The sequence below is a fragment of the Nocardiopsis halophila DSM 44494 genome (assembly GCF_000341245.1).
GTDB lineage: Bacteria > Actinomycetota > Actinomycetes > Streptosporangiales > Streptosporangiaceae > Nocardiopsis_A > Nocardiopsis_A halophila.
Genome location: NZ_ANAD01000224.1, coordinates 1 through 12,315, shown reverse-complemented (window position 1 = coordinate 12,315; position 12,315 = coordinate 1). Strand labels below are relative to the sequence as shown.

Below are 12,315 nucleotides of genomic sequence, written 5' to 3'. Positions count from 1 at the left end.
AGGGGCCCGTACGGGCCCCTCGGCGCCCCCTTCCGGGAGGGGACACCGTCCCCGGTGACTAGGGGCCGAATGGTCCTTCCGGGTCATGCGGCGCGAGGCTACCCGGGCGTAGCCTGTGGGACACTGCCGGCCCCTTGGAGGTGCGCGCATGGAGCCCCACATCGATGCGCGCCTGCAGGACGGGGACGCCCTGGAGGAGATCGAGCTCTACGCCGACGTGCTCATCGCCGCCGCCGGGGCCGAGCGGCCGCTGAGCACCGACGAGCTCGACCGCGTCCTGGGCGTGCACCCGCGGGCGCCGCGCGCCGCGACGAGCGCGGGGGCGGCGCCCCCGGGCCGTTCCGCCCGGTCGCGCCGCCCCCGCAAGAGCGCCCCTGAGGGCCGCTAGGCGTTCTCCTTCTCCGGCTCGGCCTGGCCGCCGTCGGGCCCGGAGTCCCCGCCCTTGATCGAGCGCAGGAGCAGCTGGGAGACGTCGACGACCTCCAGCGACTCCTTGGCCTCGCCCTGGGACTTCTTCTCGTTGATCGCGTCCCCGAGCATCACCTGGCAGAAGGGGCACGCGGTGGAGACGGTGTCGGGGTTCGTGGTCAGCGCCTCGTCCACCCGCTCGGTGTTGATGCGCTTGCCGAGCTTCTCCTCCATCCACATGCGGGCGCCGCCGGCGCCGCAGCAGAAGCCGCGCTCCTTGTGCCGGTGCATCTCCTGGGTCTTGACCCCCGGCACCTGGGCCATGATGTCCCGCGGCGGGGTGTAGACCTTGTTGTGCCGCCCCAGGAAGCAGGGGTCGTGGTAGGTGATGTTCTCCTCGATCGGCGTGACCGGGGTCAGGCGCCCCTCGTCCACCAGCTTGGCCAGCAGCTGGCTGTGGTGCACCACCTCGTACTCCCCGCCGAGCTGCGGGTACTCGTTGCCCAGGGTGTTGAAGCAGTGCGGGCAGCTGGCCACGATCTTGGTGGCGCCGACCTCGTTGAGCGTCTCCACGTTCTGCTGGGCCAGCATCTGGAAGACGTACTCCATGCCCAGGCGGCGGGCCGGGTCGCCGGTGCAGGCCTCCATGCCGCCGAGCACGGCGAACTTGACGCCCGCGGTGTGCAGCAGCTCGGCGATGGCCTTGGTGGTCTTCTTGGCGCGGTCCTCAAGGGCGCCGGCGCAGCCCACCCAGAACAGGTACTCGGTGCCCTCGGGCAGGGCGTCCTCGACGACCGGCACCTCGAAGTCGAGCTCGGAGACCCAGTCGAGGCGCTTGTCCTCGGCCATGCCCCACGGGTTGCCCTTGTTCTCCAGGTTCTTGAGCAGGGTGTTGGCCTCGGAGGGGAAGCTCGACTCGATCATCACCTGGTAGCGGCGCATGTCGAGGATGTGGTCGATGTGCTCGATGTCGACCGGGCACTGCTCGACGCAGGCGCCGCAGTTGGTGCAGGACCACAGGACGTCGGGGTGGATGACCCCGCCCTCCTCCTCGGTGCCCACCAGCGGCCGCTCCAGCAGGGCGAGCACGTCGGTGCCGGCGTGCGCGGCGTCCTCCTTGGCCTTCTCCTCCAGCACCTCGGGGGTCAGGCCCTGCATGAGGTAGGGGGCCTTGGCGTAGGCGTGCTCCCGCAGGTCCATGACCAGCTTCTTGGGCGAGAGCGGCTTGCCGGTGTTCCAGGCCGGGCACTGCGACTGGCACCGGCCGCACTCGGTGCAGGTGGTGAAGTCGAGCAGGCCCTTCCAGGTGAAGTCCTCGATCTTGCCGGCGCCGAACGGGTCCTCGTCGGGGTCGGCCTCCTCGAAGTCGAGCGGCTTCTGCCCGGTCTTGTCCATCATCGGCTTGGCCGCGCCGAGCGCGGGCGAGCCGTCGGTGTTGCGCTTGAAGTAGATGTTGACCGGCGCGGTGAAGCGGTGCCAGCCCACGCCCATGGTCAGGACCAGGGCCAGCACCATGAAGAAGACCCACGAGATGATCAGCTTGAACGCGGCCACCAGGGCCAGGCCCGGCTCGCTCGGCGGCAGCACCGCGCCCACGGCGTGCGAGAGCGGGGTGGCCCAGACCGGGAACGGGAAGTCGCCGAGGGCCACCTTGAAGCCGCGGATCACGAAGATGCTGACGAGCAGCAGGAAGATGTAGGACTCGACGTAGTACGCCTGCCAGCTGCGGGAGTTGTCGAAGCGCGAGGCGCGGCCCAGGCGCTTGGGGTTCTTGATCTGGCGGTAGACCGCCAGCCCGGTGATCGCGACCAGGCTGACGCCGGCGATCACCTCGATGGCCAGGCCGTAGATCGTCCAGTCGTGGATCAGCGGCAGGTGGAAGTGCGGGTCCCAGACCTCCCCGTGCGCCTCGGCCACGGTGAAGACCAGCAGCGGGAACGACACCATGACGAACCAGTGCGCCACGCCGACCCAGCGCCACTTGAGCATGCGCGTGTGCCCGAGCGACTCGATGAGCATGGTCGTCAGGCGCTTGCCGAAGGGCCCCTTGCGGTCCTTCTCCACCGGTCGGCCGACGCCCACGGTCCGCACCATTTGGCGGATGCCAAAGGCGAACAGGGCGACCCCGACCACGGCGAAGAGGGTCGTCACGACCCCCAGAACGATGTAGAGCATCGCCCGCGGCCTCCCAATCCTGCTGTCGTGGTCAACAACCCCGGCGCGCCACACACCGGGTCCCAACAGATGTTACTAGCGAGTAATGGCGCGCTCGGCACCGACCCGCTCCGATCGTCCCGCCCCCGGGGTCGAGCGCCTCCCCCGGATCCGCCAATGATCCACCAAAACATCGCCGAGGCGGGAACAAGCACACCGCCCCCCGCGTTGCACGGATTGCGGTCGAACTTGAGTCGAGGGCACTCAAGTGATTTGACAGCCGACGCCGGACGAAGCAAACTTTCGCCCGTAAGACTCAACTTTGACGGAGGACGTACTCATGGCACGTGCGGTCGGTATCGACCTGGGAACGACCAACTCGGTCGTCTCGGTCCTGGAGGGCGGCGAGCCCACGGTGATCGCGAACGCCGAGGGCGCGCGGACCACCCCGTCCGTCGTCGCCTTCGCCAAGAACGGCGAGGTGCTCGTCGGCGAGGTCGCCAAGCGCCAGGCGGTCACCAACGTCGACCGGACCATCCGCTCGGTCAAGCGCCACATCGGCACCGACTGGAAGACCACGGTCGACGACAAGGACTTCAACCCCCAGCAGATCAGCGCCTTCGTGCTGCAGAAGCTCAAGCGCGACGCCGAGGCCTACCTGGGCGAGGAGGTCACCGACGCGGTCATCACCGTCCCGGCCTACTTCAGCGACTCCCAGCGCCAGGCCACCAAGGAGGCCGGCACGATCGCGGGCCTGAACGTCCTGCGCATCATCAACGAGCCCACCTCCGCGGCGCTGGCCTACCACCTGGAGAAGGAGGACGAGGCCACGATCCTCGTCTACGACCTGGGCGGGGGCACCTTCGACGTGTCCCTGCTGGAGGTCGGCGACGGGGTGGTCGAGGTCAAGGCCACCAACGGCGACAACCACCTGGGCGGCGACGACTGGGACCAGGCCGTGGTGGACTGGCTGGTCGAGCGGTTCAAGAACGCCAACGGCGTGGACCTGTCCAAGGACAAGATGGCGCTGCAGCGGCTGCGCGAGGCCGCCGAGAAGGCCAAGATCGAGCTGTCCAGCTCCAGCGAGTCGGCGATCAACCTGCCCTACATCACCGCTTCGGCGGAGGGGCCGCTGCACCTGGACGAGAAGCTCACCCGCGCCGAGTTCCAGCGCCTGACCGGCGACCTGCTCGAGCGGACCAAGGCGCCGTTCCACCAGGTCATCAAGGACGCCGGGATCGGCGTGGACAAGATCGACCACGTGGTCATGGTCGGCGGCTCGACCCGCATGCCCGCGGTGGTGGAGCTGGTCAAGGAGCTGACCGGGGGCAAGGAGCCCAACAAGGGCGTCAACCCCGACGAGGTCGTCGCGGTGGGCGCGGCGCTGCAGGCCGGTGTGCTCAAGGGCGAGGTCAAGGACGTCCTGCTGCTGGACGTGACCCCGCTGTCGCTGGGCATCGAGACCAAGGGCGGCGTCTTCACCAAGCTCATCGAGAAGAACACCACGATCCCGACCAAGCGCTCGGAGATCTTCACGACGGCCGACGACAACCAGCCGTCCGTACAGATCCAGGTCTACCAGGGCGAGCGCGAGATCGCCCAGTACAACAAGAAGCTGGGCGTCTTCGACCTGTCCGGCCTTCCGCCGGCGCCGCGCGGCGTGCCGCAGATCGAGGTCACCTTCGACATCGACGCCAACGGCATCGTCAACGTGACCGCCAAGGACCTGGGCACGGGCAAGGAGCAGTCGGTCACCATCTCGGGCGGCTCGGCGATGTCCAAGGAGGACATCGACAAGATGGTCCGCGAGGCCGAGGAGTACGCCGAGGAGGACCGCAAGCGCCGCGAGGAGGCCGAGGTCCGCAACAACGCCGAGTCCCTCGTCTACCAGACCGAGAAGGTCATCAAGGACAACGAGGACAAGATCCCGGCGGACGTCAAGTCCGAGACCGAGGGCGCGCTCGGCGAGCTGAAGCAGGCCCTGGAGGGCACCGACATCGAGGCGATCCGCTCGGCGAGCGAGAAGGTCGCGCTGGCCAGCCAGAAGATCGGCTCGGCCATCTACGGCCAGCAGGGGGGCGCCGAGGGTGCCGCCGACGCCGCCGACGCCTCCGCCGACGGTGCTCAGCAGGACGACGGCGACGTCGTCGACGCCGAGATCGTCGACGAGGAGAACGGCAAGCGCGACGGCAACGCCTGAGCGGCGTCGGACTCTTCGAGGCAAGGAGGCGCAGCCAATGGCGCTGCCTGAGAACGAGAACGGCAACGAGGGCGAGGGGCCGGTGATCCGTGACAAGCGGCGCGTGGATCCCGAGACCGGCGAGCTGCGCACCCCCGAAGGCGCCGAGGCGGACGCCCCCGAGGAGGGGGCGGACGCCGCCGGGGCCGCGGACGCCGAGGCGGACGCGGCCCTGGGCCCCCAGGCCGACCAGCGGGTCCTGGAGCTCACCGAGGACCTGAAGCGGTTGCAGGCCGAGTACGCCAACTACCGCAAGCGGGTCGAGCGGGACCGGGCCGCCGTCAAGGAGCAGGCGCTGGCCCAGGTGGTCGGCGACCTGCTGCCGATCCTCGACGACATCGGCCGGGCCCGCGAGCACGAGGAGCTCACCGGCGGGTTCAAGTCGGTCGGCGAGGCGCTGGAGTCGGTGGTGGTCCGCCTGGGGCTGACCAAGTACGGGGAAGCGGGCGACGAGTTCGACCCGACCGTGCACGAGGCCCTGACGATGGTCCCCCAGCCGGGGGTCGAGGCGCCCACCGTGATCGAGGTGTTCCAACCCGGGTACCTCATCGGGGAGCGGGTGCTGCGCCCGGCCCGGGTGGTCGTGGCCGGCCCCGCCGAGGCCGCCGAGGACGAGGGGGAGGCCTCCCAGGAGGCGGCCCCCGCCGCGGAGGCCGAGGACGACGAAGAGAAGAAGTAGGACCCTCCCGCGCCCCGGGCACCCGACGGTGCCCGGGGCGCGGACCACCGACAGCGCGGAGCGGGGAGAAGGCATACGTCCATGAGCACCAAGGACTACCTGGAAAAGGACTACTACAAGGTCCTAGGAGTCTCGAAGACGGCCACTCAGGACGAGATCAAGCAGGCCTACCGCAAGCTCGCGCGCGCCAACCACCCCGACGCCAACACGGGAGACGACGAGGCCGAGGAGCGCTTCAAGGAGATCTCCGAGGCCTACAGCGTCCTGTCGGACGAGAAGCGGCGCAAGGAGTACGACGACGCCCGCTCCATGTTCGGCGGCTCCTACCGGCCGGGCGGGGGCACCGGTCCGGGCGGCTTCGACCTCGGCGACCTGTTCGGCGGCGGTCCGGGCGGTGCGGGCGGTGGCGGCGGAGGCGACCGGCTCAGCGACCTGTTCGGCGGCCTGTTCGGCGGCCGCGGGCGCTCGACCACCGCGCCGCGGCGCGGCGCCGACATCGAGACCGAGACCACGCTGACCTTCAGCGAGGCGGCCGAGGGCCTGACCCGGTCGTTCACCCTGAGCACCGACACCGCCTGCCCCACCTGCAAGGGCAGCGGCGCCAAGGCCGGAACCGCGCCGCGGGTCTGCCCCAAGTGCTCGGGCACCGGTCACGAGAGCACGAACCTGGGAGGCTTCTCCCTCTCCGAGCCCTGCAGCGAGTGCAAGGGCCGGGGCCTGGTCACCGACGACCCGTGCCCCACCTGCCACGGCAGCGGCCGCGGCAAGAGCAGCAGGACGATTCAGGCGCGCATCCCCGCCGGCGTCACCGACGGCCAGCGGATCCGGATCGCGGGCAAGGGAGCGCCGGGGGAGCACGGGGGCCCGGCCGGAGACCTCTACGTGGTGGTACGTGTGCACAAGCACCCCCTGTTCGGCAAGACCGGCGAGAACCTGACCATCACCGTCCCGGTGACCTTCCCCGAGGCGGTGCTCGGCGCCGACGTGCGGGTACCGACCCTGGGCGGGGTGCCGGTCACGGTGAAGATCCCGCCCGGCACGCCCAGCGGGCGCACTCTGCGGGTGCGCGGCAAGGGCTCGCGCCGCCGCGACGGCACCATCGGCGACCTGCTCGTCACCGTCGAGGTGCAGGTTCCGCAGAACATCAGCGCCGAGGCCCGCGAGGCGCTGGAGAAGTACCGCGCCGCGACCTCCGAGCACGACCCGCGGAGCGGTCTGGAGGCCCAGGCCAAGGGAGCGTGAGCATGATGAACCACGGTGGGCTCGGAGACGACGCCCCGGTCTACGTCATCTCGGTCGCCGCAGAGCTGTCCGGTCTGCACCCGCAGACGCTGCGCCAGTACGACCGGCTCGGCCTGGTCTCCCCGGGCCGGGCCACCGGTCGCGGGCGCCGGTACTCGGCCCGCGACGTCCAGCTGCTGCGCGAGGTGCAGCGCCTGTCCCAGGAGGAGGGCATCAACCTCGCCGGGATCAAGCGCATCCTGGAGCTGCAGCGGGAGGTGGACGAGCTCCGCGAGGCCGTCTTTCACCTGCGCAACGAGCTGGAGGCGGCGCGCTCGGCGGTGGCCCGCCGGGGGGCGTCGGCGCAGGGGCCGGCCGCACCGGGCGGCGAGCTCATGCCGGTCCGCCGGACCCGGGTGACCCTCTTCGGGGCCGCGGCCCACCCCGAGCGGCCGGACGAGCGGCGGGAGAACCCCCGGCAGGACCCGCGCCGGGACTGACCGGGACCGGGGCCGGAACCGGGCGGCCGGACACGCGGGGCTCGCGGACGCCCGTCGCTCCGTCGCTCCGTCGCTCCGTCGCTCCGTCGGCGGGGCGGCGGCGGGGGCGGCGGCGCACGGCCGATTTGCACAACCTCATAGGGATTCGCACGAAGGGGGCGGCGACACCATGAACTACAAACTCACCACCAAGAGCCAGGAAGCGCTCTCCACGGCCATGCGCCGTGCCACGGCCGACGGCGCGCCGCAGGTCGAGCCGGTGCACCTGCTCGCCGCCCTCCTCGACCAGGGCGAGGGCATCATCCGTCCGCTGCTCAAGGAGGTCGGCGCCGACCCCGACCAGCTGGCCGGCCGCGCCGACCAGGCGCTGAAGGCCGTGCCCAAGGCCAGCGGAAGCACGGTCAGCGCGCCGCAGAGCTCGCGCCGGCTCATCGTCTCGCTCAACACCGCCGCGCAGCGGGCGCAGAAGATGGAGGACGAGTTCGTCTCCACCGAGCACCTGCTGGTGGGGCTGGCCGCCGACGGCGGGGAGGCCGCCCGGCTGCTCGCCGACGCCGGGGCCACGCCCGACGCGCTGCTGGAGGCCTTCGACCGGGTGCGCGGCCCGGGCCGGGTCACCACCGAGAACCCCGAGGAGACCTACCAGTCGCTGGAGAAGTACGGCGTGGACCTGACGGCCCAGGCCCGCTCCGGCGCGCTGGACCCGGTCATCGGCCGGGACACCGAGATCCGCCGGGTGGTGCAGGTGCTGTCCCGGCGCACCAAGAACAACCCGGTGCTCATCGGCGAGCCCGGCGTCGGCAAGACCGCCGTGGTCGAGGGGCTGGCCCAGCGCATCGTCGCCGGGGACGTGCCCGAGTCGCTGCGCGACAAGCGGCTGATCTCGCTGGACCTGTCGGCGATGGTGGCCGGCGCCAAGTACCGCGGCGAGTTCGAGGAGCGCCTCAAGGCCGTGCTCACCGAGATCAAGGAGAGCGACGGCCAGATCATCACCTTCATCGACGAGCTGCACACCATGGTGGGCGCGGGCGCCGCCGAGGGCGCGATGGACGCCGGCAACATGCTCAAGCCCATGCTCGCCCGCGGTGAGCTGCGCATGGTCGGCGCCACCACGCTGGACGAGTACCGCGAGCGGATCGAGAAGGACCCGGCGCTGGAGCGCCGCTTCCAGCAGGTGCTGGTGGGCGAGCCGTCGGCGGCCGACACCATCGCGATCCTGCGCGGGCTCAAGGGCCGCTACGAGGCCCACCACAAGGTGCAGATCGCCGACTCGGCCCTGGTGGCGGCGGCGACGCTGTCGGACCGCTACATCACCGCCCGGTTCCTGCCGGACAAGGCCATCGACCTGATCGACGAGGCGGCCTCGCGGCTGCGCATGGAGATCGACTCCCGCCCGGTGGAGATCGACGAGCTGCAGCGCACCGTGGACCGGCTCAAGATGGAGGAGATGGCGCTGGCCAAGGAGTCGGACCCGGCCTCGGTGCAGCGGCTGGAGCGGCTCCGCGCCGACCTGGCCGACCGCCAGGAGGAGCTCAACGGGCTCAACGCCCGCTGGGAGCAGGAGAAGGCGGGGCTGAACCGGGTCGGCGACCTGAAGACCTACCTGGACGACCTGCGCACCCAGGCCGAGCGGGCACAGCGCGAGGGCTCCTTCGCCGAGGCCTCGCGGCTGATGTACGGCGAGATCCCGCAGGTGGAGAAGCAGCTGGAGGAGGCCACCTCCGCCGAGGAGGAGGCCGAGCCCGAGGGCGACACCATGGTCAAGGAGGAGGTCGGCGCCGACGACGTGGCCGACGTGGTGTCCTCGTGGACCGGCATCCCCGTGGGGCGGCTGATGGAGGGCGAGACCTCCAAGCTGCTGCGCATGGAGGAGGAGCTGGGGCAGCGGCTCATCGGCCAGAAGAACGCCGTGGCGGCGGTCTCCGACGCGGTGCGCCGGGCGCGTGCGGGCATCTCCGACCCGGACCGGCCCACCGGCTCCTTCCTGTTCCTCGGCCCGACGGGCGTGGGCAAGACCGAGCTGGCCAAGGCGCTGGCGGAGTTCCTCTTCGACGACGAGCGCGCGATCGTGCGCATCGACATGAGCGAGTACTCCGAGAAGCACTCGGTCTCCCGGCTGGTGGGGGCGCCCCCCGGTTACGTCGGCTACGAGGAGGGCGGCCAGCTCACCGAGGCGGTGCGGCGGCGGCCCTACACGGTGGTGCTGCTGGACGAGGTGGAGAAGGCGCACCTGGAGGTCTTCGACACGCTGCTCCAGGTCCTGGACGACGGGCGGCTGACCGACGGCCAGGGGCGGCTGGTGGACTTCCGCAACACGCTGCTGATCCTCACCTCCAACCTGGGCTCGCAGTTCCTGGTCGACCCGCAGCTGGAGAACGGGGCGAAGAAGGAGAAGGTGATGCAGGTCGTGCAGAACACCTTCAAGCCCGAGTTCCTGAACCGGCTGGACGACGTGATCATGTTCGACGCGCTGTCCACGGAGGAGCTGACCCGGATCGTGGACCTGCAGGTGGAGCGGCTCGCCCGGCGGCTGGCCGACCGGAGGCTGGAGCTGGAGGTCACCCCGGCGGCCCGCGAGTGGCTGGCGCTGACCGGCTACGACCCGGCCTACGGGGCGCGGCCGCTGCGCCGGCTGGTGCAGGCCGCGATCGGCGACCCGCTGGCGCGGGAGCTGCTCTCCGGCGAACTCCGCGAGGGCGACACGGTCACGGTCGACCTGGACGACGCACGGGACAAGCTGACCGTCACCAAGACGGCCGAGACCGCGGCGGCCTGACCCGGCCGCCCCGAACACCGGTGCCCCGGCGGACCCGTCCGCCGGGGCACCGCCGTGTCCGGCCCCTTTCCCCTTCGCCCACCGGACGGGCCACGGCGCGAGGCGCCCTCCCCGACCACTCCGACCCGACCACTCCGACACTCCGAGCGAGACCGACCGGGTGAGGGCCGTGCCCTCGGGAATACCGCCTCTTCCTTCCGCCCGGACCGGCACGGACGTTCCGCCGAGACCGGCACGGACGCAACGCCCACAGACGAGCGCCACCGGCCGACAGCGGAGGCGACCAGAGCACGCCCCTCAGGCGAGGGGCCGTGTCCTCTGGAATGCCGCCTTCCTCTTGCACCCAGGTCGGGAGGGACACAACGCCCACGGGCGGCACCGGACGCCGGCGGAAGCGGCCGCAAGCGGCCGGCCGGCGAAAGGCGGTCGCGCCCGCGGTCGGTGGCACCGCTTCGGCGGCCCCTGCCGGGCGACGTGCACGCCCCCTCTTGACCGTCTTCAGGGACGGCCGCAGACTGTGGTGAGTAAGCACTTACCCACCACAGGTACCGACCCTCCAGGGAGTCCCCATGGCCGCGACCGCCCCCGCCCGATTCACCTCCGCCGACCGGCTGCGCATCGCCCGGGCCGAGCGGCGGCGCATCCGCACCACGCTGGAAGGGCTGGAGCCCGGCCAGTGGTCGGCCCCGTCCCTGTGCGCGGGATGGACGGTCCGCGACGTGGCCGCCCACGTCGCCGCGAACGCGCGGACCGGCATGGCGCGCTTCCTGGTGTCCATGGCCGCACACCGCTTCGACCACGACGCCTACAACCGCACGTCTGCGGCGGCCTGGGGACGCCGGGGCGAGCGGGCGCTGCTGGAGGCGCTCGACACCGACCGCGCGATGCTCGCCTTCCGGGTGGCCCCGGCCCTGCTCCTGGTCGACCACGTGGTCCACCACCAGGACATCCGGCGGCCGCTGGGCCTGGGCGCGGAGTTCCCCGAGGAGCACCTGGCGGCCGCCCTGGAGGCGGTCACGACCGCCGGGCCCTTCGCGCAGGACGCGCGGCGGGCGCAGGGGCGCCGGGTCGTGGCCACCGACATCGACTGGTCGCACGGCGAGGGGCCGGAGGAGATGCGCGGCACGGCAGAAGGCCTGCTCCTCACGCTGACCGGGCGCGACGCGCCGGACGTCGAACGGCCGGAGGCACAGTAGCCTGTGACCGCTCGACGGGAGGAGGCTGCGGAATGGCCGGGACACAGGGCCGTGCACACGGCGCGGGGACACGGCAGCGGATCCTCGCGGCCGCCGCCGACGTGATGGCGGAGGCCGGCCTGGCGCACGCGACGACCAAGCGGATCGCGGCGGCGGCGCGCTGCTCCGAGGCCGCTCTGTACAAGTACTTCTCCGACAAGGACGAGCTGTTCGTGGCCGCGCTGCACGAACTCTTCCCGTCGTTCCTGGAGACGGCGCAGGGCCTGCCGGACCTGGCCGGGACGGGCACGGTCCGGGACAACCTGCGGGCGTTCGCGGTCGGAGCGGTCCCGTTCTACCGGGAGGGGGCGCCCATGTTCGCCTCCTTGTTCGCCGCCCCGAAGCTGCTGGACCGCCAACGGGCGGCCCTGCGCAGACTCGACGCGGGCCCCATGGCGGTGAACCGCCTCGCGGAGGAGTACCTGCGCAGGGAACGGGACCTGGGCCGCCTCACGACCACGGGGACACCGCAGGCGATCGCGGCCCTCATCGTGGGCGCGTGCTTCCAGCGCGGCTTCATGGAGGCCTACCTCGGCCCGGAAGCCGAATGGCCCGACCTGGAGGCCTGGTCGGGCGAGGTCGTCGACTCGGCCCTCGGAGGCGAGGCATCGGAGGACCGCCGCACCGCCTGAAGGCAGGCGACGGCGGGGCGGCCGTTCCAGTGGCCCTCCCAGGCATCGGACGCGAGGGCGGCCATCGGACAGGGCGGCGACGGATGAGCGGGTGCCCCGCTTCTGCCTGCCTGCCGTCCGCCTGGTCTCCGCGGTTCGAGCAGAGGGCGGCAACGACGAGGCGATGTGGTTCCCCAGGCTTGCCTGGCGGGCGGCCGGCCCCCGGGTGGTCCAGGTTGGGAACGGCGACGAGCAAGGCCGGCGGGCCTTCGGGCAGCGCTGTCGAGGGCGGGCGTGCAGACGGCCGGGGCGGCCGGGCGGCGACGGATGAGCAGGTGCCCCGCTCGCTGCCACTGGCCGACCGCAGGGGCCCGGCCGGTCGAGCGTAGGAGGCGACGGCGACGGCGAGGCGGTGTGGTTCCCCGGCCTTGCCTGCCGGGCGCCTGGCCCCTGCCGCCCCAGGGGGAGGAGCGGCGGCGGATGAGCGGGGGT

General features: G+C 71.8%; 9 protein-coding genes. 8 read left to right on the top strand and 1 reads right to left on the bottom strand.

The features are described from left to right. Positions 1 to 148 precede the first annotated feature (148 nt). Positions 149 to 388 (top strand): hypothetical protein, encoded by a 240-nt coding sequence (locus tag D450_RS0124670; RefSeq protein WP_017541299.1) that lies wholly within the window; start codon positions 149 to 151, stop codon positions 386 to 388. On the opposite strand, the gene D450_RS0124665 is transcribed toward D450_RS0124670, so the two are convergent. Beyond that, positions 385 to 2,583 (bottom strand): heterodisulfide reductase-related iron-sulfur binding cluster, encoded by a 2,199-nt coding sequence (locus D450_RS0124665; RefSeq protein ID WP_017541298.1) that lies wholly within the window; start codon positions 2,581 to 2,583, stop codon positions 385 to 387. The genes D450_RS0124670 and D450_RS0124665 overlap by 4 nt on opposite strands. Positions 2,584 to 2,902: 319 nt before the next feature. Here D450_RS0124665 and dnaK point away from each other — a divergent pair, with 319 nt between their 5' ends. From dnaK to D450_RS0124630, 7 genes are all read left to right on the top strand, one after another. Continuing rightward, positions 2,903 to 4,762, top strand: a complete 1,860-nt coding sequence (gene dnaK / locus D450_RS0124660; protein ID WP_017541297.1) for a molecular chaperone DnaK — start codon at positions 2,903 to 2,905, stop codon at positions 4,760 to 4,762. Between the two features lie 37 nt (positions 4,763 to 4,799). After that, entirely contained in the window at positions 4,800 to 5,480 is a 681-nt protein-coding gene (gene grpE, locus D450_RS0124655) for a nucleotide exchange factor GrpE (RefSeq protein ID WP_017541296.1), read from the top strand. A gap of 81 nt (positions 5,481 to 5,561) precedes the next feature. After that, positions 5,562 to 6,722, top strand: coding sequence for a molecular chaperone DnaJ (dnaJ, locus tag D450_RS0124650; RefSeq protein WP_017541295.1), 1,161 nt, complete (start codon positions 5,562 to 5,564; stop codon positions 6,720 to 6,722). A gap of 5 nt (positions 6,723 to 6,727) precedes the next feature. Beyond that, entirely contained in the window at positions 6,728 to 7,201 is a 474-nt protein-coding gene (locus D450_RS0124645; protein WP_039820920.1) for a heat shock protein transcriptional repressor HspR, read from the top strand. 169 nt (positions 7,202 to 7,370) lie between these two features. Next, positions 7,371 to 9,977, top strand: coding sequence for an ATP-dependent chaperone ClpB (gene clpB / locus D450_RS0124640; RefSeq protein WP_017541293.1), 2,607 nt, complete (start codon positions 7,371 to 7,373; stop codon positions 9,975 to 9,977). Between the two features lie 569 nt (positions 9,978 to 10,546). Then, positions 10,547 to 11,173 carry a maleylpyruvate isomerase family mycothiol-dependent enzyme gene (locus D450_RS0124635; RefSeq protein ID WP_017541292.1) on the top strand — a complete coding sequence of 209 codons (627 nt, stop codon included), beginning with the start codon at positions 10,547 to 10,549 and terminating at the stop codon, positions 11,171 to 11,173. A gap of 32 nt (positions 11,174 to 11,205) precedes the next feature. Then, complete coding sequence (locus D450_RS0124630; protein ID WP_017541291.1) at positions 11,206 to 11,844, top strand: TetR/AcrR family transcriptional regulator; 639 nt, start codon at positions 11,206 to 11,208, stop codon at positions 11,842 to 11,844. Positions 11,845 to 12,315 lie beyond the last annotated feature (471 nt).

Excerpts from the sequence above, each read along its gene's own strand:
- D450_RS0124665 (WP_017541298.1), bottom strand. The coding sequence starts at position 2,583 with ATGCTCTACATCGTTCTGGGGGTCGTGACGACCCTCTTCGCCGTGGTC.
- D450_RS0124630 (WP_017541291.1), top strand. The coding sequence starts at position 11,206 with ATGGCCGGGACACAGGGCCGTGCACACGGCGCGGGGACACGGCAGCGG.
- grpE (WP_017541296.1), top strand. The coding sequence starts at position 4,800 with ATGGCGCTGCCTGAGAACGAGAACGGCAACGAGGGCGAGGGGCCGGTG.
- dnaJ (WP_017541295.1), top strand. The coding sequence starts at position 5,562 with ATGAGCACCAAGGACTACCTGGAAAAGGACTACTACAAGGTCCTAGGA.
- D450_RS0124645 (WP_039820920.1), top strand. The coding sequence starts at position 6,728 with ATGAACCACGGTGGGCTCGGAGACGACGCCCCGGTCTACGTCATCTCG.
- clpB (WP_017541293.1), top strand. The coding sequence starts at position 7,371 with ATGAACTACAAACTCACCACCAAGAGCCAGGAAGCGCTCTCCACGGCC.
- D450_RS0124635 (WP_017541292.1), top strand. The coding sequence starts at position 10,547 with ATGGCCGCGACCGCCCCCGCCCGATTCACCTCCGCCGACCGGCTGCGC.
- D450_RS0124670 (WP_017541299.1), top strand. The coding sequence starts at position 149 with ATGGAGCCCCACATCGATGCGCGCCTGCAGGACGGGGACGCCCTGGAG.
- dnaK (WP_017541297.1), top strand. The coding sequence starts at position 2,903 with ATGGCACGTGCGGTCGGTATCGACCTGGGAACGACCAACTCGGTCGTC.